Genomic DNA, 21,244 nt, shown 5'->3' on the forward strand with positions numbered 1-21,244 from the left:
CGGGGGATGTCCTTCACGACTTCTTTGCGATCCGTGCCGCCTTGTCTGCGTCGTACCACCAGATGAACGGGAAGCCGGACTGACCGTATTTGGGCAATTCCGCCGGTCGGCCGAAGCGATCCCAGCGCGCGGTGCGGACCTTCGAATAGGTCCATTGCGGAACGACGTAGTGATTCCACAGCAGTACACGGTCAAGCGCTTTGGTCGCCGCGACGAGATCGTCGCGACCCGTGGCGTAGATCAGCCGCTCGATCAGCTTGTCGATCGCCGGATTCTTGATGCCGGCAATATTGCGCGAACCAGCGATGTCGGCCGTCTTGGACGACCAGAACTCGCGCTGCTCGTTGCCCGGCGACTGCGACTCGCCCCATGAGTTGGTGACGACGTCGAAATCCCAGTCCCTGGTCCTGTTCTCGTATTGAGTCGGGTCGACCGTGCGCACGCTGACCGCGATGCCGAGCCGTTCCAGAGACGGCTTGTAGAACAGCGTGACCCGCTCGAAGCTTGGATCCTGGTTCAGGAGCTCCAGGGAGAACTGGGCGCCGGTCTTGACGTCGACCAGCTTGCGGTCGCGCACCTCGTAGCCGGCCTCCTTGAACAGGCGCAACGCCTCGCGCAGATTGTCGCGCACGGCTTCCGGACTGCCGCCGACCGGATTGGTGTAGGCCGTCGTGAAGACTTCGGGCGGGACCTGGGCGCGGACGGTCTCGAGGATCTCGAGCTCTTTCCCCTGCGGCAACCCGGTCGCCATGAGCTCGTCGATGCCATCGAAATAGCTGCTGATGCGCTTGTACTGACCGTAGAAGATCTGCTTGTTCATCTCCTCGAAGTCGAACGCATAGTTGAGCGCACGACGCACGCGAGGATCGCTGAACTTGGCGCGGCGCAGGTTCGGCACGAAAGCCTGCATCACACCCGAGCTGCGATTGGCGAACTCCTCGAGGATCACCCGCTTTTCAGTCACGGCCGGGAAGTCGTAGGCGGTCGCCCAGTTCTTCGCACTGTTCTCGGTGCGCCAGTCCACCTGATCGGCCTTGAAGGCCTCGATCGCCACGGTGGCATCGCGGAAATACTCGTAGCGCATCTCGTCGAAATTGTTGCGGCCCACATTGACGGCGAAATCGCGCCCCCAATAATCCTTGACGCGCTCCAGCGCGATCGACCGTCCTGCAACGAATTCCTTGACCTTGTAGGGGCCGGAACCGAGCGGTATTTCGAGCGTGGTGGCGGAGACATCGCGCTTGCGGCCCTGCGCGTCGGTCCCCTCCCACCAATGCTTCGGCAAAACCGTGAGCTGCCCGACGATCTGCGGCAGTTCTCGGTTGCCCGGTGCGTCGAACACGAACTTCACCTCGCGCTCGCCGACCTTCTCGGCCTTCACCACATGGCTGTAATACGCCGAGTACATCGGGTGATGCTTCTTGAAGGAATCCAGCGAGAAGATCACGTCGTCCGCAGTGACCGGCTTGCCGTCATGCCATTTGGCTTGCGGCCGCAAACGATAGGTCACGAAGGAAAAGTCGTCCGGGTGGCTGACGGCTTCGGCCAGCGCGCCGTATTCGGTCGAGACCTCGTCGAGCGACGGCGTCGTGAGGGATTCGTAGATGAACGCGACGGCACCGGCGACCTGTCCCTTCACCCCGGCCACCACGATATTGAAATTATCGAAGGTGCCAACGGCGATCTGGCGCGCAACACCGCCTTTGGGCGCTTCCGGATTGACGTAATCGAAGCGCTTGAAGTCGGCGGGGTACTTGACCTGCCCGAACAGCGACAGCGCATGGCGCCAGGGCGCCTCACTGGCAGACTGCGCGTGCACGGTGCCGATGACGGAAATGTTGCCCAGGGAACCGAGGGCGGGGAGCGCTACGGCTGCAGTGCCGGAGAGCAGGAGATCGCGTCGGGTAATGGCCAAATCAACATTCCTCGTCTTGAAGGAGGTTACCCCTTTAAGTGCTCAATATAGGCGAGGTTTCGACGGAATATGTTGCTTTTTCCTCATGTTGGAAGCCCGGACGGCCTGTCGGATGCGGCCAAACGCCCCGATAAACTCACCGCGAGGCCCGGATAAGGAAACGGCCAGGCTTTTCAGCCTGGCCGCATATTCCAAGATCGGTTTTTGACGCCTTACTTCGAGGCCGTCGGGATCGGCTGAGGATGCTCTGACAGCGAATTCAGATAGGCGATGACGTCGGCGCGCTCGGAGTCCTTCGGGATGCCGGCGAAGCCCATCGCGGTGCCCGGGATGAAGCCCTTCGGGTTGGCAATGAACTTGTTGAGGTCGTCGAACGACCAGGTGCCGCCCTTGGCCTTCATGGCAGCCGAGAAGTTGAAGCCGCCACGGCCCTCACCCCTGGCTTCGCCGACGACGCCATAGAGGTTCGGACCGACGCGATTCGGGCCGCCCTTCTCGAAGGTGTGGCAGGCGCCGCACTTCTTGGCGGCGGCCGCGCCCTTCTCGACGGACGCGGTCTGGAGCAGCTTTTCGATCGGCTCGGAGGCTGCGGCAGCAGCGCCGCCTTCCTTGCCGTGGCCGGCGTCTTCCTTCACGGCAATCTCGAAACCCGGCTTCTCCAGCGGCCTCGGCGTGAACAGCGCCTGGGCGGTGAAGCTCGTCACCAGCATGATGAGACAGGTGCCGAGCACGGCACCGAGAATCTTATTGAGTTCGAAAGAGTCCATTTCCGGCCAGGCCCCACACCGCAGTAACGAAATAGCGGCCGGGCGGCCGCCAGGACGAGCCTCGGGAGAATCAAACGTTCCTTGTTGTTTCCCCGAGTTTTGCCATTGAGATATCGGTTTGCCCGGGGTCTGGCAACCCGTATAAGCGACCCGGCTTTAAGCCCGTCCCCACCCCATTTCTCGACGCGGAAAACGTACCCTTTCCAGGCCCTTGACCCGATGATCGATCCTCGCATCCTGGTGCTGATCCCGGCCCGCATGGCCGCCACCCGCCTGCCCGGCAAGCCGCTCGCGGACATCGCGGGCCTACCGATGATTGTGCATGTGCTGCGGCGGGCAGAGGCTGCCGGCATCGGCCGGGTCGCGGTCGCAACCGATACGGACGAGATCGCGTCCGTCGTGACCGCCCATGGTGGCGAGGCCGTGATGACCCGCCCCGAGCACCCCTCCGGCTCGGACCGCATCCACGAGGCCATGCAGAAGCTCGATCCCGACGGGAAGGCCGAGATCGTGGTCAATCTCCAGGGCGATTTCCCGACCATCACGATCGACAACATCCGCGAGGTGCTGCCGCCGCTGCAAGATCCGGCCGTGGACATCGCGACGCTGGCCTCGCAGATCCACACCCAGGAGGAAGACCTCGCGCCGAGCGTCGTGAAGGCGATCGGAACCTCGCTCGGCGGCCGGCGCATGCGCGCGCTTTATTTCACCCGCGCGACCGCGCCGACCGGCGACGGACCGCGCTACCACCATATCGGCCTCTACGCCTATCGCCGCGCCGCGCTGGAGCGGTACGTCTCGCTGCCGCCCTCGCCGCTGGAATTGCAGGAGAAGCTCGAGCAGCTCCGGGCGCTTGAGGCCGGGATGCGCATCGACTTCACCATCGTCGATACCGTGCCCCGCGGGGTCGATACGCCGGCGGACCTCGAGACCGCTCGCAGCATCCTTTCCAAATCCTGAGCCGCTGTTACAAGGCCGATCATGAGCAAGCTGAAAATCGCATTCCAGGGCGAATCTGGGGCAAATTCCCACATCGCCATCGTCGAGGCCTATCCCGACGCCGAGCCGATGCCCTGCGCCACCTTCGAGGACGCGCTGTCGGCGATCTCGTCAGGCGAGGCCGACCTTGGCATGATCCCGATCGAAAATTCGGTCGCGGGCCGCGTCGCTGACATTCATCATCTGCTACCGGCCTCCGGCCTCTTCATCATCGGCGAATGGTTTCTGCCGGTCCGCCATCAGTTGATGGCGGTGAAGGGGACCAAGATCGAAGACATCAAGAGCGTTGAGAGCCATGTCCATGCGCTCGGCCAGTGCCGGCGCATCATCCGCAAGCTCGGCATCAAGCCGATCGTGCACGCCGACACCGCCGGCAGCGCCCGCGACATTTCCGAGCGCAACGACAAGTCCGTCGCCGCGATCGCCTCGCGGCTTGCGGCAAAAATCTACGGCCTCGACATTCTGGCCGAGGACATCGAGGACGAGGCCCACAACACCACGCGCTTCGTGGTGCTGGCACGCGAGCCGAAATGGGCCGCGCAAGGCTCCGGCCCGCTGGTCACGACTTTTGTCTTCCGGGTGCGCAACTTGCCGGCCGCGCTTTACAAGGCGCTTGGCGGCTTCGCCACCAACGGCGTCAACATGACCAAGCTCGAAAGCTACATGGTCGACGGCAATTTCTTCGCCACGCAATTTTATGCCGACGTCGACGGCCATCCTGACGACAAGGGCTTGGCGTTCGCGATCGAGGAGCTGAAGTTCTTCTCCCGCGAATTCCGCATCGTCGGCGTGTATCCGGGGCATCCCTTCCGCGCGACGTTCAGCGAGACGCAGCAGGATTGATTGGCCACCCTCCCTGGAGGGGGAGGGTAAGCTACGCCGCGGCCGCTTTCAGCCCGAATGCCTCTGCCAACAGCGAATACGACTTCTTCCGCGCGTCGTGATCGTAGACCGCCGTGATCACCATCAACTCGTCCGGCTTGCTCGCATCGATCAGCGGCTGAAGCTTTTTCTGCACCGTCGCCGGATTGCCGACGAACAGCCGCGAACGGTTGCGCGAGATCGAGGTGCGCTCGGAATCCGTATAGGGATAGGCCAGCGCCTCCTCGACACTCGGCAGCGGCAGATATTGCCCGCGGTCACGGCGCAGGCGGTTGAGATCGAACGAGGTGGCGAGCTTTTCGGCCTCCTCATCCGTGTCGGCCGCGATGACGGCGACGGCGAGAATCGCGTGCGGGCTCGCGCTCCAGGCCGAGGGCTGGAAACGATTGCGGTAATGCACCATCGCATCGATCGCGTCATGGGACGCGAAATGATGCGCGAAGGCGAAACCCATGCCGACTTGAGCTGCGAGCTCCGAGGAATAGTCGCTGGAGCCGAGCAGCCAGATCGGCGGCAGCTTGGTGTCGTCGGGCATCGCGACAACATTGTGATAGGGGTGGCCTGAGGGGAATTCGCGGGTCTCCCACAGGATCAGTTCGTGGAGCCGCTCCAGGAAGTCGTCGCCCTCCCGGCGGTCGAGCCGGCTGCGCAGCGCGTAGGCGGTGGCGCCGTCGGTGCCGGGGGCGCGGCCGAGACCGAGATCGATGCGGCCCGGAAACAGCGCTTCCAGCATCTTGAAGCGCTCGGCCACCACGAGCGGGGCGTGGTTGGGTAGCATCACCCCGCCGGAGCCGACGCGGATGTGCTTCGTCACCGCTGCGATCTGCCCGATCATTACGTCGGGCGCGGGGCTCGCCACCGAGGCGAGGTTGTGGTGCTCGGCGAGCCAGTAGCGAACATAGCCGAGACCATCGACATGCCGCGCGAGGTCGATGCTGTTACGCAGCGCCGCGGCGGGTTTTGTACCTGTTGTGACGACGGAGAGGTCGAGGACTGAGAGCGGGGTCATGGCGCGCTAACGTAGTGAAGGCCGGCGCGGCGGCAATGGGCAGACTGCGCAGGTCTGGCGTGTGCGGGCCGCGAGCCCACGCGGCAAGGCCAGATGAGATGTTGGGACAATACCTGTCGTAGCAACACCATATTCATACTGCCCACTCGATTTACTCGCTTCAGCCGGCTACTAAAATCGCCATAAAATACTGATTTTTTTGCATATTTATCAAAATATCGAACTTCCCACTTGCCCCTCTAGCTGCGCAATAATTCTACTGCTACTGGTGAAAGTGGGCCATTTCCCATTCCCGATGGGCTGTCGAGTGCAGCCGCTTTGGCTTATCTTGGCCATATCCAATCGAGACCTGACCTTCGGCCGCCAAAAACCTGACGAGCCCCTGGAGTGAGTGGTGCCATGACCGATCTGACAACGCCTGCCCGAGCTGAAGGGCAAGACGGGCACCTCCAAAACGGGCACCTGTCCGCGAAGCGGCCGGCGATCTCCTTCGAGTTCTTTCCGCCCAAGACGGAAGACATGGAGCGCAATCTCTGGGAGACCATCAACCGGCTCGCCCCGCTCGACCCGAAGTTTGTCTCGGTCACCTACGGCGCAGGCGGCTCGACCCGCGAGCGCACCCACTCGACCATCGCCCGCATCCTCAAGGAGACCGCCCTGCTGCCGGCCGCGCATCTGACCTGCGTCGGCGCTTCGCGCGGCGAGATCGACGAGATCGTCGATCGCTATCACGAGGTCGGCGTCCGCCACATTGTCGGCCTGCGCGGCGATCCGGCCGGCGGCATCGGCACGCCCTATTCCAGCCATCCCGACGGCTACCAGAGCTCCGCCGACCTCGTCGCGGGCATCAAGAAGCGGCACGGCGACATCGAAGTGTCCGTGTCCGCCTATCCCGAGAAGCACCCTGAAGCGCGCGACTTCGACGCCGATATCGACACACTGAAGGCCAAGGTCGATGCGGGTGCGACGCGCGCGATCACGCAGGTGTTCTTCGATAACGACCTCTACTTCCGCTATCTCGATCGCGTACGCGCGCGCGGTATCGACATCCCGATCGTGCCGGGCATCATGCCCATGCACAATTTCAAGCAGGCCCGCAATTTCGTCACCCGCGCCGGCACGTCCGTGCCGGACTGGTTCGCCGCGAAATTCGAAGGCCTCGACGATGACGCCGAGACCCGCAAGCTGGTGGCCGCCACCGTTGCGGCCGGCCAGGTGCAGAAGCTGGCAAAGCACGGCGTCGACACCTTCCATTTCTACACCATGAACCGCGCCGATCTCGTGTTCGCGATCAGCCATTTGCTCGGCATTCGCGCCAAGAGCGCGCAGAAGGCGGCGTAAGAAGACAATGACCGTATCCACCTCACCGAAGCGAACTGCCCTGCTCAATGCCGCGCGCGAGCGCATCCTGGTGCTCGACGGCGCCATGGGCACGATGATCCAGAACCTCCAGTTCGACGAGGCCGCCTTCCGCGGCGAGCGCTTCAAGGATTTCCATCGCGACCTGCGCGGCAACAACGATCTGTTGATCCTGACCCAGCCGCAGGCGATCGAGGACATCCACGCCGCCTATTTGCGCGCCGGCGCCGACATCGTCGCGACCAACACCTTCTCGACGACCTCGATCGCGCAGGCCGATTACGACCTCACCGACATCGTCTACGAGATGGCGCGCGAAGGCGCCCGCCTCGCCGGCAATGCGGCAAGGCGCGTCGAGGCCGAGGACGGCAAGCCGCGCTTCGTTGCGGGGGCCATCGGCCCGACCAACCGCACCGCCTCGATCTCGCCCGACGTTTCCAATCCCGGCTACCGCGCCGTCACCTTCGACGATCTGCGCAAATCCTATGGCGAACAGATCAACGGCATGCTCGACGGCGGTGTCGATCTGCTGCTGGTCGAAACCATCTTCGACACGCTGAACGCCAAGGCGGCGCTCTATGCGATTGCCGAGATCACCGAAGAGCGCGGCATCGACGTGCCCGTGATGGTGTCAGGTACCATCACCGACAAATCCGGCCGCCTGCTCTCCGGCCAGATGCCGGAAGCGTTCTGGAATTCGGTGCGTCACGCAAAACCCGTCACCATCGGCTTCAACTGCGCGCTCGGCGCGGAAGACCTGCGCGCGCACATCGCCGACATCGGCCGCGTCGCCGACACGCTGGTGTGTGCCTATCCCAATGCCGGCCTGCCCAACGAATTCGGCCAGTATGACGAGACCCCGGAGTACATGGCGCGCCTGGTCGGCGAGTTCGCGCGCGATGGTCTGGTCAACATCGTCGGCGGCTGCTGCGGCACCACGCCGGACCATATCGCGGCGATCGCCGCAGCCGTCGCCCCGCACAAGCCGCGCATCGTGCCGGAGATCGCACCAAAGCTGCGCCTCTCCGGCCTCGAGCCCTTCATCCTGACCGACGCCATTCCCTTCGTGAACGTCGGCGAGCGCACCAACGTCACCGGCTCCGCCCGCTTCCGCAAGCTGATCACCGCCGGCGACTACACCGCCGCGCTGCAGGTCGCCCGCGACCAGGTCGAGAACGGTGCGCAGATCATCGACGTCAACATGGACGAGGGGCTTCTGGATTCGGAAGCCGCGATGGTGACCTTCCTCAACCTCGTCGCCGCCGAGCCCGACATCGCCCGCGTGCCTGTCATGGTCGATTCCTCGAAATTCTCGGTGATCGAAGCCGGCCTGAAATGCGTGCAGGGCAAGCCGGTCGTCAACTCGATCTCGATGAAGGAGGGCGAGGAGAAGTTCATTCACGAAGCCAAGATCGCCCGGCGCCATGGCGCAGCCGTGGTGGTGATGGCGTTCGACGAGGTCGGCCAGGCCGACACGTTCGCGCGCAAGACCGAGATCTGCAAGCGCGCCTACGACATCCTGGTCGACCGCGTCGGCTTCCCGCCGGAAGACATCATCTTCGATCCGAACATCTTCGCGATCGCGACCGGCATCGAGGAGCACAACAATTACGGCGTCGACTTCATCGAGGCGACGCGCTGGATCCGCCAGAACCTGCCGGGCGCGCACATCTCGGGCGGCGTCTCGAACCTCTCCTTCTCGTTCCGCGGCAACGAGCCGGTGCGCGAGGCGATGCACTCCGTGTTCCTGTATCACGCCATCAAGGCCGGCATGGACATGGGCATCGTCAATGCCGGGCAGATGATCGTCTATGACGACATCGATGCCGAGCTGCGCCAGGTGTGCGAGGACGTCGTCCTCAATCGCGACCCCGGCGCCTCCGAGCGCCTGCTGGCACTTGCGGAGAAATTCCGCGGCAACAAGACCCAGGCCAAGGAAGCCGACCTCGCCTGGCGCGAATGGCCGGTGGAGAAGCGGCTGTCGCATTCGCTGGTGCATGGGATCACCGAGTTCATCGAAGTGGACACCGAGGAGGCCCGCAAGAATTCGTCGCGTCCGCTCGACGTGATCGAGGGACCGTTGATGGCCGGCATGAACGTGGTCGGCGACCTCTTCGGCGACGGCAAGATGTTCTTGCCGCAGGTGGTGAAGTCCGCCCGCGTGATGAAGCAGGCGGTGGCGTGGCTAATGCCCTTCATGGAGGAAGAGAAGGCGCGCAACCTCGCCAACGGCATCGGCACCGAAGGCTCCTCGTCCGCCGGCAAGATCGTGCTCGCGACCGTCAAGGGCGACGTCCACGACATCGGCAAGAACATCGTCGGCATCGTGCTCCAGTGCAACAATTTCGAGGTCATCGACCTCGGCGTGATGGTGCCGGCCGCCAAGATCGTCGAGACCGTGAAGGCGGAGAAGGCCGACATCGTCGGCCTGTCCGGCCTGATCACGCCCTCGCTCGACGAGATGGCATTCTTCGCCGGTGAGTTGCAGCGTGAAGGCCTCAACCTGCCGCTGCTGATCGGCGGCGCGACGACGAGCCGCGTGCACACGGCGGTCAAGATCGACCCGAGCTATCGCGCCGGTCCCGTCGTGCATGTGAATGACGCCAGCCGCGCCGTCGGCGTTGCCTCCTCGCTGCTGAGCCCTGAGAAGCGCGAGGCCTACGCCGCCGAGGTGCGCGCCGAATACGCAAAAATCTCGGATGCGCATCTGCGCGCCCAGGCCGACAAGAAGCGCCTGAAGCTCGCGGCCGCGCGTGCCAACCGCGTGCCGGTGGACTTCGCCGCCAACAAGCCGGTGAAGCCGACCTTCTTGGGCATCCGCAGCTTCGACGAATACGATCTCGCCGAACTCGTGCCCTATATCGACTGGACGCCGTTCTTCCAGACCTGGGAGCTCGCCGGCCGCTTCCCCGCCATCCTCGACGATTCCAAGGTCGGCGAGGTCGCGCGCTCGCTCTATGACGATGCGCGCAAGATGCTCGACACCATCGTCAAGGAAAAATGGTTCCGGGCGCGCGCGACGGTCGGCTTCTGGCCGGCGAACGCTGAAGGCGACGACATCGTGCTCTATGCCGACGAGAACCGGACCAAGCGAATCGCGACGCTGCACACGCTGCGCCAGCAGCTCGAGAAGCGTGAAGGCCGTTTCAACGCGGCGCTCGCCGACTTCATCGCGCCCGCAGGTAGCGGCGTGCCCGACTATGTCGGCGGCTTCGTCGTCACGGCCGGCATCGGCGAGGACGCGGTCGCCGACCGCTTCAAGATGGCCAATGACGACTACTCCTCGATCCTGTGCAAGGCCTTGGCCGATCGCCTTGCGGAGGCCTTCGCCGAGCGCATGCATGCCCGCGTGCGCCGCGAGTTCTGGGCTTATGCACCGGACGAGGCGCTCTCCAGCGAGGACCTGATCCTCGAGAAGTACCAGGGCATCCGCCCCGCCCCCGGCTATCCCGCGCAGCCCGATCACACCGAGAAGGCGACGCTGTTCGAGCTGCTCGACGCGGAAGCAACTGCCGGCGTGAAGCTGACCGAGAGCTTTGCGATGTGGCCGGGCTCTTCCGTGTCCGGGCTCTATTTCGCGAACCCCGAGAGCTATTATTTCGGCGTCGGCAAGATCGAGCGTGACCAGGTCGAGGACTATGCCGCGCGCAAGGGCATGACGGTGGCCGAGACCGAGCGCTGGCTCGCGCCGGTGCTGAACTACATCCCGTCGCGGGAGGATACCGACAAGGCGTTCGCGGCAACGCCCGCGAACGACGAGACGTCGAAGGACCTCGCCTCGCATCCGCCCGGCTGCACCTGCGCGGTGCATCTGGTCTGGCAAAAGAAGCGCGCGGGGGCGGGTTAGGCCCTCCCCTTCGCCCCCAAAACCAAAAAAGTGAAAAACAACCCCATGCACAGTAGAGATGGGGTTGAAAAGGCTTGAGAAATTTCGGTCTTGCCGAAACGGCTTGCTCCGTCGGGCAAAACACCCGGTAACATTCGATCATCGCCTGCCATGCCGATGGATGCCACACGCGCGTCCCCATCCTCCCCCTCCAGGGAAGGGTAAGAGGCATCCGGGCTACAGCAGGCGAACGTGCAACCGTTGCGAAAGCGACGCCGCCCTGCAACTCGGCTCACCGGCTTTTCGCGCGGGAACCTGACACTGTGAACTCGTTCACTTGTCCACTCAACCTTGATTCGCTACTCTATCGGCCTACTACCTTCAAACCGATGGTTTGCTTGGGATCGAACATATGACGCAGTTCATTGCACTGTTCGTCGCCGCGATCGCCCTTGTCGTGCTGCCTACGATTGCCGCGGCTGACTGCCCGAAAGGCTACGTGCCATGCGGCGAGCGAAATCAGTTGTGCTGCCCGCGAAAGTAGCAAGCCGCAAATGGCTTTGGCTTGGTAGCGGCGTCTTTCTCGCGATAGGCCTGGTGATGGTTGCGGCCTGGGTCGGGTTCCCGCGAAAGAAGCAGACGATCACGGCCATCCTCTCCGAGACCGGATATTTCGAGGTGGTGCCGCCGAGCACGTTCGGCGGTCCCGGTACGATCAACACGATCGAGTATCTCAGCAATGGGCGGCTGGAGCTGCATCCGACCTGCGAAGTCGACCCTGCCCTCCTGACCGGCAAGATTCAGAAATCCCGGACCATGGACCGGGACTTGAAGCAGTCGCTGGAGAAGAATCTCGACGTGTCCGCACAGGTCAGGGACAAGCTCTCCGCCGTCGCCGGGATGGAGCAGGTCGATTCAATTCACCTCAAGCTCGAGAACGCCAACATTCTGCTGATTTCCGACGAATTGCTGATGTCGACCCGGAATGCATTGCTGAAGGCCGACTGCGAGGACGCGGTCACCCAGAACATTTCGAGCGGCAGCCTCGTGTGCCAGACAAGGTCCGTGTTGGAGGCCGATGTTGTCTACGAGATCAAATACCACAACAAGATTTCGATGGAGGAGCGGGCCAAGCTGACATCCGAGATCGCAGCGAAGCTCGAGCTGGAGGCACACGAGGGATCGGACGACAAGGTGTCCGGCTCTCAATTGTTCTTCGGCATCAGGCTGTCGCCGAATCCGATTGTCCTGAAGACTGCGGCGGGCGAGATCAAGCCCTGTAACAGGAGATAGGAACGCCGCTTTCAGCCCTTCGGCGGGGCGAGCGGCTGCACGATCTCCCTGAACGGCGCCAGCGCCTCGCAGCGTTCGGCGTGTGCCGACAGCGCCGGATAGCGCGATAGCTTGAACAGAAGCGGATGCGCTTCGCGGGTGAAGCGGACGACGCAGGCAACCGCAACGTCGGCGTGGCCGATCCGGTCGCCCAGCCAATACGGCGTCGTCACCCCGGCGCGTTCGGCTTCGAGCACCGTCAGCACGTCGGCGATCTGCGCCTGGCAGCGCTCGACCCACAGCGCAAGCTGCTCCTTCCGGAGCACGCGCTCATACAATAGGCTCACCGCCTTGTCGCCGAGACCGGAGGCGAGCGCGCAGATCCGCAGGTGCTTCCGTCGCTCGGCGCCGCCGCGCGGCAGCATCGCCTTCTCCGGCCCGACCAACTCGTCAAGATAGTCCAGAATGATCGTGCTCTCGATCAGCGCCTCGCCGTCGTCGAGCACCAGCGTCGGCACGCGCCGCAGCGGATTGTACGGCGCGATCTTGTCGGCATCGCCGAACGTCGACCACGGCCGGTGCTCGAAGGCGAGCCCGTAAAGCCGCAGCGCGATCGCGACGCGGCGGACGAAGGGAGAGTCGTATTGGCCGATCAGGAACATGGTCTCGCTCGTCTGTTGGATTAGCTAGTAGCTAGCGACGTAATGAAGCGGAAATGCGGGGACTTCTTTTGAGCGCTTCCCCGGATATCGCTTCGCTCATCCGCGCTACGACACCGTCGCGCATTGACGTGCCGATTCGAAGAGCGACGGCAGCGCCACATTCCGTCATTGCGAGCGCAGCGAAGCAATCCAGGATCTTTCCGCAGAGACAGCCTGGATTGCTTCGTCGCAAGGGCTCCTCGCAATGACGATGGGGAGGCAGCCGCGTACTATTCAATGATCGGCACATGCCTCGCCACGTCGCGCGGCGCCGTGCCGTCGAGGCGCGGATCGTCCGCAACCTCGATCTGCCGACGGAACGGACGAAATCCCGAGCGCTGGTAGAACGCGACGGCCGAGGGATGGTCGAAGGTGCAGGTGTGCACCCAGACCCGGCGAACGTCACGCGGCCACGCAATCTCCAGCGCGCGGTTCATCAGGAAGCGGGCGGCGCCCGTGCCGATCAATCCGGCGGTGACACCGAAATAGACCAGCTCGCACTGGCCGGCTTCGCGGAAATCCAGCTCCAGCAGGCCTTCGTCGCGGCCGTCCACGACCAATGCGTAGGCTTCCACCCCCGGCGCGTGGATGATCGCAGCAAGCTCCTCATCATTCATGCGCGCACGCGAGAACCACAGCCACTCCTCGCCGACGCGGCGATGGAGATCGCGATACCAATGAAGCGCGGGCGCGTCGACCTTGCGCAGGGACCACGCGCCTGGAGGATCGCCGCGGCGCGCGGGAGGTGCGGTCATCTCCAGATGGGTGACGACCGCCGCGATCTTGCCGGCGGGGATGTCGGAATAGCCGTCGGGGATGATCATCGCGGCGTCAACATGATCGCTTCCGCGGTCGCGGCTTCGACGGCCGGGCGGCTGTAGAGCAGCGGGACATATTGGCCCGTGGCCCAGAGCGGCGCGAGGTCGCGATAATGGGCGCTGAAGGGATCGCCGGATTGGCCGGGCGTGTTGATGGTGCGGCTCGCATCCCAATTGCCGACGTCCAACACCATGCGGAACGAAGCGCCCGCGAACAGCTGGTAATCGGCGCGGCGATAGGTCGCCGCGCGCGGCACGTTGGCGGCACCGCCATAGGCGAGCGGGCCGACCGAGAGCTGCGCCGCGGTCGCCTTGTCGGCGAGCGGCATCAAGGCATGATCGAATTTCGCGACATGCAGCCGGCCCCAGCGCCAGGTCGAGGCATCAGGCCCGAGCTTGCCCGTGACGTCGGCCACCGCGGCGCCGAGGCTGTCGCGCAGGATCTGGTCGCGCGCCGCAGCGGGATCGGCGCCGAATGACGCATCCGGAGATTCCAGATAGGCAACCAGCGCCGAAATGCTCGACGCCTCCGGCGCGATCAGATCGGCGGCCTTGGGCGCGGTGGTCTTCAGCAGCACCGGCCCAAGATGATTGGCGATCCAGACCTCGAACACGGCGGCCGCCGCGCTGTCGGCGGCATCGCGCGCGTCCCACGGCTTGAGCAGATCGAGACCCTTCTTCACATTGGGATCGTCGGAGGTGAGCGGCTGCAACAGCTTGACGAGGCGCCGCCCCAGCATCGCGGTGTCGTCGTTCTGCAGATCCATGGCATCGGCGAGCGTCACCTTGCTGTTGGCCGCGAGCACCTCGGTGATGCGCTGCCAGCGCGCGCTGTCGGACCATTCGAATCCGACCTTGCGTTCGCCTATCGGGTAGTCGGCCGGCAGGTTCATCTGGTTGGCCGTGGCGAGAAACCCCTGCTTGGGCTGATAGGCCTTCGGCAATTCGTCGAGCGAGAGAAAGCCCTGCCACTCGTAGCGGCCGTCGCCCGGCACCGGCATCAGGCCGTCGAAGTTGGCGCGGCGCGGCGTCTTGCCGGCGGCGACCCAGCCGATATTGCCGCGGGTGTCGGCATAGACCTGGTTCTCCGACGGCGCGCCCCAGCGCCGCATGGCGGCGAGGAAGCCGTTCCAGTCCTTCGCGGTCATGTAATCGGACGAGCCGAATAGGCTGACGTGCCGGGCTCGAACCAGATCGAGCGCACCGCGAAGGCGCGCTTGTTGCCATCGTCGACATAGATCACCGGACCGTGCCGGGTGAATTTCAGCTCGAGGTCGCGATCGGCCTCGCCCTTGACCTGTTCGGTCTCATGGACGATGCGCATGTCTTCCCAGCCATTGCCGTAGCGGTACTGGTTGGGGTTTTGCGGATTGAGCTCGTAGACGTAGAGGTCTTCCTGGTCGACGTTGAAGATGGTGAGGCCGAAGGCGATGGTGCCGTTGTGGCCGATCGAGATGCCGGGCAGCGCCGGCTCGCCGGCACCGATCACCGAGAGGCCGGGCGCATTGAGGCCGACGATGTAGCGCAGCGAGGGCACGCTGTGCTCGCGATGCGGATCGTTGGCGAGGATCGGGCGGCCCGTCGCCGTGCGCGAGGCCGCGATCACCCAATTGTTGGAGCCGATGGTGTCGCGCTGCTGGTCGGCCTCGGTGAGGTATTTGTCGGGATCGTGCGTGAGTGCGGCCTGCTTGTCCCTCGGTGCCGCGAAGGCCACCGGGCGCGTCGCGAGATCGTAGGCCGCGAGCACGGCCTTCGGCACGCTGCAGGGGTCGAGACCATCTGGGACTTTCGTTGTCCATGCCGGCTCGAGCTTGACGCGGAAACGATCGGCATCGAGGCCGGCCGCGCAGGCGACCAGCGAGCGCTTGACCTCGGAGGCGACATTGCGCGTCAGGCCGTGGCTGCGGATGCGGACGACGTCATCCGCCGTCCACGGATCAGGCATGGTGCCGGCGATCCTGAACTCGATCGGCAGCGGACGCTTGCCCGCGCGCACATCGGCGACATAGGCATTGACGCCTGCGACGAACGCGTCCGCATAGGTCTTCGCCTTGGGACCGTAGGCCGCCCACTCCGCGTTCATGTCGCCGCGATAGAGGAACAGCCGCAGCGCCTTGTCCTGCTCGGCATAGGCAGGGCCGAAATCCCTTGCGAGCTGGCCGAGGCCGCGCTTGCGCCAGAGATCGATCTGCCAGAGCCGGTCGCGCGCGGCGTTGAAACCTTGCAGGAAGAACAGGTCGTGCTCGTTGCCGGCATAGATGTGCGGGATGCCCCAGACGTCGACCAGGATCTGGGCGGGGGCGTCGAGGCCGGCGACGTCGGTCTTGAGCTGCCGTGCGCTTCCGAGCGGATTTGGCTTGTCGCGCGCGATGGCTGTCGAGGTCAGCAGTACGGCGCAGATCGCTGCGCCGCAGAGTTTTTGGATGACCCGGTTGATATCCGCGTTCATTGTCTTCTCCCGTTGTTGTTGATTGGGCGCGTTGGCGCGCCTGTTATTCGCCCTCGTCGCTCGCGAGCACGCCTTTCACCGCGCGCGCCCAGCCCGCGAGCTTCCGCTCCCGCGTGGCCTGGCTCATGTTCGGCTTGAAGCGGTGCTCGAGCCGCCAGTTGTCGGCAAACTTCGTCGGCTCGGGATAGACGCCGGCCTGGAGGCCGGCGAGATAGGCGGCGCCCAGCGCCGTGGTCTCCTGGATCACGGGGCGATCGACCGGAGCGTCCAAGAGATCGGCGAGGCGCTGCATGGTCCAGTCGGAGGCGGTCATGCCGCCGTCGACGCGCAGCACGACGCTCGCGACTTCCGAGCTCGGCCAGTCCGCGCGCATCGCGGCCCAGAGGTCGAAGGTCTGGTAACAGACGCTCTCCAGCGCGGCGTGGGCGAGCTCGGCCGGGCCGGTGTTGCGGGTGAGGCCGAACAGCGCGCCGCGCACGCGCGGATTCCAGTAGGGCGCGCCCATACCGACGAAGGCGGGGACCAGATAGACGCTCTGCATGGAGTCCGATTGATCGGCGAGAGGTCCGGTCTCGGCGGCGTGCTTGATGATGCCAAGGCCGTCGCGCAGCCACTGCACCGCCGAGCCGGCGACGAAGATCGAGCCTTCCAGCGCGTAGGTGCGCTTGCCGTCGAGCTGGTAGGCGACGGTGGTGAGCAGCTTGTTCTTCGACACCACAGGCGTGGTGCCGGTGTTGAGCAGGGCAAAACAGCCGGTGCCGTAGGTCGACTTCATCATGCCCGGGCGGAAGCAGGCCTGGCCGATGGTCGCGGCCTGCTGGTCGCCGGCAATGCCTGATATCGCGATCGCGCCGCCGAACAGGTCCGGCGTGCTCTCGCCGAAGCGGGCGGAGGAATCCTTCACCTCGGGCAGCATCGAGCGTGGCACGCCGATGATCTCCAAGAGCTCGTCGTCCCACTGGCCGGTGTGGATGTTGAACAGCAGCGTGCGCGAGGCGTTTGTGGCGTCGGTGGCGTGCACCTTGCCGCCGGTGAGGCGCCAGAGCAAATAGCAGTCGATGGTGCCGAACATCAGCTCGCCGCGCGCGGCACGCGCCCGCGCGCCGGGGACGTGGTCGAGGATCCAGGCGACCTTGGTGCCGGAGAAATAGGGATCGATGATCAGGCCGGTCTTTTGCGAGATCACGGGCTCGCGGCCCTCTGCTTTCAATTTAGCGCAGATGTCGGCGGTGCGGCGGTCCTGCCAGACGATGGCACGGTGCACGGCCTGGCCGGTGGCGCGGTCCCACACCACGGTCGTCTCGCGCTGGTTGGTGATGCCGATCGCGGCGATGTCCTTTGCGGTGATGCCGGCCTGCTCGATCGCGTCGCGGCAGACCATGACGGTCGAGGTCCAGATGTCCTCCGGCTCGTGCTCGACCCAGCCCGAGGCCGGAAAATGCTGCGGAAACTCGGCTTGCGCCTTCGCCGCGATGGAAATATCGCCGCGAAACACGATCGCGCGCGAAGAGGTGGTGCCCTGGTCGATGGCGAGGACGAAAGACATGGAAGCTACCTTGGCGTTTCCCGAGAGGGATCATTGTGTCGCGCCAAAGGGAGCGGATTGGAGGCGGAAGGTCAAGGTTGGATGCGGGGGACTGGTGCCCCTTCCTTCTCCTCTTGTGGGAGAAGGTGGCGCGCGAGAAGCGCGCCGGATGAGGGGTTCTATCGGCGAAGAATAATGCGAGGGTGGGTCACGCGCGGAGGCATATCCCTCACCCGTCTCGCCGCTACGCGGCGATCCACCCTCTCCCACAGGGGGAGAGGGGAAGAAAGCTACACCGCCGCGGTCGTTACACCGCCGTCGATGACAATCGTCTGCCCCGTCATGAAGCTCGACGCATCCGAGGCGAGATAAGCCACCGCACCCGCGATCTCGTCGGGTTCGCCGATGCGGCGGAGGGGCGTGGTGGCGGTGCGGCGCTTGAGGTTGGCTTCGTCTTCCCACAGCGCGCGGGCGAAATCGGTCTTGACGAGGCCGGGCGCGATGCAGTTGACGCGGACGCCCTTCGGGCCCCATTCGCCGGCGAGCGAGCGGCACAGCGCGAAGTCTGCCGCCTTGGAGATGCCGTAGGCGCCGATCACGGTGGAGCCGCGCAAGCCGCCGATCGAGGAGATGATGACGACGGAGCCGTTGCCGCGCTCGGCCATTTGCGGGATCGCCAACGCCGAGAGCCAGATGTTGCTCTTGACGTTGCTGCCCATGATCTTGTCGAAGGCCTCGTCGGTGATGTCGAGCAGCGGACCGTAGTAAGGATTGACGGCGGCGTTGCAGACGAGGATGTCGATCTTGCCGTAATGCTTGATCGTGCCCGAGATCAGCGCCTCGACCTCGGCTCTGCGCGCGATGTTGCAGGGGATGACGGTTGCATCGCCGCCGGCCGCGATGATGCCGTCGGCGACTTCCTTGCAGGCGTCGGCCTTGCGTGAGGACACCACGACCCTGGCGCCGAGCTTTGCGAGCAGCTCCGCGGAAGAACGGCCGATGCCGCGACTGGAGCCGGTGACGATTGCGACCTTGCCGGTGAGATCGAACGGTGTGTTTTTCATTGTTGTTGCTCCGCTACGTCCACTTGTTCGGTGTCATCGCCCGGCTTGACCGGGCGATCCAGTACTCTGCGGCTGAAGTTGCGTGAACGAACTGCCGCCGCAGAGTACTGGATGCCCCGGTCAAGCCGGGGCATGACAGTCTTCCTATGGCCCGATCAACTCAGATCAACCCGCCACCATCCGCCACCCGGCGCTGGTGGTAGTCGGTATCACCAAGACTGTTCTCGATCATGGTGAGGCGCTTGAAGTAGTGGCCGATCTTGGCCTCCATGGTCATGCCGATGCCGCCGTGGAGCTGGATCGCCTGCTGTCCGACGAACTTCAGCGACTTGCCGATCTGCACCTTGGCTGCGGCGATGGCGTTGGAGCGCTCCCTGGCGTCCTCGAAATCACCGGCCATGGTCGCGAACATCGACATCGATCGCGCCTGCTCCGCGGCGACGAACATGTCGGAAGCGCGGTGCTGCAACGACTGGAACGAGCCGATCGCAACGCCGAACTGTTTTCGGGTCTTGATGTACTCGACGGTGGTCTTGAGCGACTCGTCCATCAGCCCGACCGCCTCGGCGCAGAGCGCGATGCGGGCTTCGTCCACGACGCGCTCGATGAGGGCCAGACCGTCCTCAGGATTGCCAAGCGCGGCATCGCTACCCACCTCGACACCCGTAAAAGTGATGTCGGCGGCGTGCAGGCCGTCCTGCGTCGGGTACGACTTCTTGGTCACGCCCCTGGCGTTGGCCGGGACCAGGAACACGCCGATGCCGGACTTGTCGCGGCGGTCGCCCTTGGTGCGCGCGGTGACGATCAGCGTCTCGGCGTTCTCGCCGTTGAGCACGACGAACTTCTCGCCGTCGATAACCCAGCCGTCGCCCTTCTTCTTCGCGGTCGTCGAGACGTCGAAGAGATCGTAGCGCGAGTTCTTCTCGAGCTGGGCAAACGCCAGCGTCTTGCTGCCGTCGATGATCCCGGGCACGTGCGCGGCCTTCTGCGCATCGGATCCCGCGTGGCGCAGGAAGCCGCCGCCGATCACGACCGTTGCGAGATACGGCTCGAGCACCAGCGCCTTGCCGAGCGCTTCCATCACGATCATGGTCTCGACGCCGCCGCCGCCGAAGCCGCCATCGGCCTCCGCGAAGGGCAGGCCGAGCAGGCCCTGCTCGGCGAGCTTGCCCCAGACGGCCTGGCTCCAGCCGCCCTTCTCCTTCATGTACTTCTTGCGGCTCTCGAAATCGTAGGAATCGGTCAGCAGGCCGTCGATGCTTTCCTTGAGAAGCCGCTGCTCCTCGTTCAGGTCAAAATCCATGTCTCTCTCCAAATCGGCGGGAATTGCCCTACCGTCGCCTCACCCTCAGACGTCATCCCCGCGAAAGCGGGGATCCAGTAAACGCAGCCGCCTGCCGTACTCACGACCGCCGCGGCGTACTGGGTCCCCCGCCTTCGCGGGGGACGACACCGTCATTGTCGACTCACAGCCCCAGCACCGCCTTGGCGATGATGTTGCGCTGGATCTCGTTGGAGCCGCCGTAGATCGAGACCTTGCGGTTGTTGAAATAGCTCGGTGCGATCTGGGCGGTCCACTCCATGGCTTCGTTCGAGCCGTCGTCGCCGTGCACGTCGTAGGGCGCGGCGAACGGACCGATCACCTCCATCAGCAGCTCGGTGGTGGTCTGCTGGATCTCCGAGCCCTTGATCTTCAGCACCGAGGAGGCCGGATTGGGCTTGCCCTTGCCGTGCTTGCCTTCGTCGGCGACGACGCGGAGCTGGGTCAGTTCCAACGCCTTCAGCTCGATCTCGCAGGCCGCCAGCTTCTCGCGGAACGCCGCGTCCTGGATGATCGGCTTGCCGCCGGACTCGACCTTGGAGGCGAGATCGCGGATGCGGCGCAGCCGCTCCTTGGAGACGCCGACCCGCGCAATGCCGGTGCGTTCATTGCCGAGCAGGAATTTGGCGTAGTCCCAGCCCTTGTTCTCCTCGCCGATCAGGTTCTCGATGGGCACCTCGACGTCGTCGAAGAACACCTCGTTGACCTCGACGCCGCCGTCGATGGTCTGGATCGGACGCACGGTGACGCCCTTCGACTTCATGCTGAAGACGATGAAGGAGATGCCCATCTGCTTCTTGGCGGAGGGGTCGGTGCGGCAGAGGCAGAAGATCATGTCGGCGTGCTGGGCGAGCGTGGTCCAGGTCTTCTGGCCGTTGATGATCCACTTGTCGCCCTTGCGCTCGGCCTTGGTCTTGAGCGAGGCGAGGTCGGAGCCGGAGCCGGGCTCGGAGAAGCCCTGGCACCACCAGTCGTCGACATTGGCGATGCGCGGCAAATACTGCTTCTTCTGCTCCTCGTTGCCGAAGGTGTAGATGACGGGGCCGACCATGCTGACGCCGAAGGCGAGCGGCTGCGGCGCCGGATAGGACTGCAGCTCCTCGTTGAAGATGTAGTGCTGCACGGAGGTCCACCCCGTCCCGCCATATTGCTTGGGCCAGTGGCTGACGCCCCAGCCCTTCTTGTTGAGGATGCGCCACCACGTCACCATCTCGTCCTTCGAGAGGTGACGGCCCTCGACCAGCTTGCGCCGCGTATCGGGCGGCACGTTGTCGCGGAAGAATGATCGCACTTCCTCGCGAAATGCCTGCTCTTCTTTCGTGAATGCGAGATCCATC

The 21,244-nt window shown here is 64.5% G+C and carries 14 protein-coding genes and 1 pseudogene; 5 read left to right on the plus strand and 10 right to left on the minus strand.

Annotated features, from left to right (window positions below):
• Positions 1-13: 13 nt before the first annotated feature.
• Positions 14-1,915, minus strand: a complete 1,902-nt coding sequence (locus JQ627_RS26030; protein WP_212486937.1) for an extracellular solute-binding protein — start codon at positions 1,913-1,915, stop codon at positions 14-16.
• Positions 1,916-2,127: 212 nt separating this feature from the next.
• Positions 2,128-2,682 carry a cytochrome c family protein gene (locus JQ627_RS26035; RefSeq protein ID WP_212486938.1) on the minus strand — a complete coding sequence of 185 codons (555 nt, stop codon included), beginning with the start codon at positions 2,680-2,682 and terminating at the stop codon, positions 2,128-2,130.
• Positions 2,683-2,901: 219 nt separating this feature from the next.
• Here JQ627_RS26035 and JQ627_RS26040 point away from each other — a divergent pair, with 219 nt between their 5' ends.
• On the plus strand, positions 2,902-3,642 hold the full coding sequence (locus JQ627_RS26040) for a 3-deoxy-manno-octulosonate cytidylyltransferase (protein WP_212486939.1): 741 nt from the start codon (positions 2,902-2,904) through the stop codon (positions 3,640-3,642).
• Between the two features lie 21 nt (positions 3,643-3,663).
• The gene (locus JQ627_RS26045) at positions 3,664-4,524 is read left to right on the plus strand and encodes a prephenate dehydratase (RefSeq protein ID WP_212486940.1); all 861 of its coding nucleotides are present in this window, start codon (positions 3,664-3,666) and stop codon (positions 4,522-4,524) included.
• Positions 4,525-4,555: 31 nt separating this feature from the next.
• Here the strand turns inward: JQ627_RS26045 and JQ627_RS26050 are convergent, their stop codons facing one another.
• Entirely contained in the window at positions 4,556-5,572 is a 1,017-nt protein-coding gene (locus JQ627_RS26050; RefSeq protein ID WP_212486941.1) for an LLM class flavin-dependent oxidoreductase, read from the minus strand.
• A gap of 399 nt (positions 5,573-5,971) precedes the next feature.
• Here JQ627_RS26050 and metF point away from each other — a divergent pair, with 399 nt between their 5' ends.
• The 3 genes from metF (at position 5,972) to JQ627_RS26065 (ending at position 12,050) form a co-directional block, all read left to right on the plus strand.
• Positions 5,972-6,913 carry a methylenetetrahydrofolate reductase [NAD(P)H] gene (gene metF, locus JQ627_RS26055; protein ID WP_212486942.1) on the plus strand — a complete coding sequence of 314 codons (942 nt, stop codon included), beginning with the start codon at positions 5,972-5,974 and terminating at the stop codon, positions 6,911-6,913.
• A gap of 7 nt (positions 6,914-6,920) precedes the next feature.
• The gene (gene metH / locus JQ627_RS26060) at positions 6,921-10,778 is read left to right on the plus strand and encodes a methionine synthase (RefSeq protein ID WP_212486943.1); all 3,858 of its coding nucleotides are present in this window, start codon (positions 6,921-6,923) and stop codon (positions 10,776-10,778) included.
• 483 nt (positions 10,779-11,261) lie between these two features.
• Positions 11,262-12,050 (plus strand): hypothetical protein, encoded by a 789-nt coding sequence (locus JQ627_RS26065; RefSeq protein ID WP_212486944.1) that lies wholly within the window; start codon positions 11,262-11,264, stop codon positions 12,048-12,050.
• Between the two features lie 11 nt (positions 12,051-12,061).
• Here the strand turns inward: JQ627_RS26065 and JQ627_RS26070 are convergent, their stop codons facing one another.
• The 7 genes and pseudogenes from JQ627_RS26070 to pimC all read right to left on the minus strand — a co-directional run bounded on the left by JQ627_RS26070 (position 12,062) and on the right by pimC (position 21,243).
• Positions 12,062-12,691, minus strand: coding sequence for a glutathione S-transferase family protein (locus JQ627_RS26070; RefSeq protein ID WP_212486945.1), 630 nt, complete (start codon positions 12,689-12,691; stop codon positions 12,062-12,064).
• 269 nt (positions 12,692-12,960) lie between these two features.
• Positions 12,961-13,554 (minus strand): N-acetyltransferase, encoded by a 594-nt coding sequence (locus JQ627_RS26075; protein ID WP_212486946.1) that lies wholly within the window; start codon positions 13,552-13,554, stop codon positions 12,961-12,963.
• Positions 13,551-15,997: pseudogene (locus JQ627_RS26080) on the minus strand (penicillin acylase family protein). The gene JQ627_RS26075 and the pseudogene JQ627_RS26080 overlap by 4 nt, the downstream one beginning before the upstream one ends.
• Positions 15,998-16,040: 43 nt before the next feature.
• Positions 16,041-17,543: a glycerol kinase GlpK gene (gene glpK, locus JQ627_RS26085; protein WP_212486947.1), complete on the minus strand. Its 1,503-nt coding sequence runs from the start codon at positions 17,541-17,543 to the stop codon at positions 16,041-16,043.
• A 269-nt stretch (positions 17,544-17,812) separates the two neighbouring features.
• Positions 17,813-18,586 (minus strand): SDR family NAD(P)-dependent oxidoreductase, encoded by a 774-nt coding sequence (locus tag JQ627_RS26090; RefSeq protein WP_212486948.1) that lies wholly within the window; start codon positions 18,584-18,586, stop codon positions 17,813-17,815.
• Positions 18,587-18,746: 160 nt separating this feature from the next.
• Complete coding sequence (pimD, locus tag JQ627_RS26095) at positions 18,747-19,889, minus strand: pimeloyl-CoA dehydrogenase small subunit (protein ID WP_212486949.1); 1,143 nt, start codon at positions 19,887-19,889, stop codon at positions 18,747-18,749.
• A gap of 163 nt (positions 19,890-20,052) precedes the next feature.
• Positions 20,053-21,243, minus strand: coding sequence for a pimeloyl-CoA dehydrogenase large subunit (pimC, locus tag JQ627_RS26100; RefSeq protein ID WP_028151933.1), 1,191 nt, complete (start codon positions 21,241-21,243; stop codon positions 20,053-20,055).
• Position 21,244 lies beyond the last annotated feature (1 nt).

The organism is Bradyrhizobium liaoningense (assembly GCF_018130785.1).
Taxonomy (GTDB): Bacteria; Pseudomonadota; Alphaproteobacteria; order Rhizobiales; family Xanthobacteraceae; genus Bradyrhizobium; species Bradyrhizobium liaoningense_A.

Excerpts from the sequence above, each read along its gene's own strand:
- metF (WP_212486942.1), top strand. The coding sequence starts at position 5,972 with ATGACCGATCTGACAACGCCTGCCCGAGCTGAAGGGCAAGACGGGCAC.
- JQ627_RS26065 (WP_212486944.1), top strand. The coding sequence starts at position 11,262 with ATGCGGCGAGCGAAATCAGTTGTGCTGCCCGCGAAAGTAGCAAGCCGC.
- JQ627_RS26050 (WP_212486941.1), bottom strand. The coding sequence starts at position 5,572 with ATGACCCCGCTCTCAGTCCTCGACCTCTCCGTCGTCACAACAGGTACA.
- glpK (WP_212486947.1), bottom strand. The coding sequence starts at position 17,543 with ATGTCTTTCGTCCTCGCCATCGACCAGGGCACCACCTCTTCGCGCGCG.
- pimC (WP_028151933.1), bottom strand. The coding sequence starts at position 21,243 with ATGGATCTCGCATTCACGAAAGAAGAGCAGGCATTTCGCGAGGAAGTG.
- pimD (WP_212486949.1), bottom strand. The coding sequence starts at position 19,889 with ATGGATTTTGACCTGAACGAGGAGCAGCGGCTTCTCAAGGAAAGCATC.
- JQ627_RS26035 (WP_212486938.1), bottom strand. The coding sequence starts at position 2,682 with ATGGACTCTTTCGAACTCAATAAGATTCTCGGTGCCGTGCTCGGCACC.
- metH (WP_212486943.1), top strand. The coding sequence starts at position 6,921 with ATGACCGTATCCACCTCACCGAAGCGAACTGCCCTGCTCAATGCCGCG.
- JQ627_RS26075 (WP_212486946.1), bottom strand. The coding sequence starts at position 13,554 with ATGATCATCCCCGACGGCTATTCCGACATCCCCGCCGGCAAGATCGCG.
- JQ627_RS26070 (WP_212486945.1), bottom strand. The coding sequence starts at position 12,691 with ATGTTCCTGATCGGCCAATACGACTCTCCCTTCGTCCGCCGCGTCGCG.
- JQ627_RS26045 (WP_212486940.1), top strand. The coding sequence starts at position 3,664 with ATGAGCAAGCTGAAAATCGCATTCCAGGGCGAATCTGGGGCAAATTCC.
- JQ627_RS26090 (WP_212486948.1), bottom strand. The coding sequence starts at position 18,586 with ATGAAAAACACACCGTTCGATCTCACCGGCAAGGTCGCAATCGTCACC.
- JQ627_RS26040 (WP_212486939.1), top strand. The coding sequence starts at position 2,902 with ATGATCGATCCTCGCATCCTGGTGCTGATCCCGGCCCGCATGGCCGCC.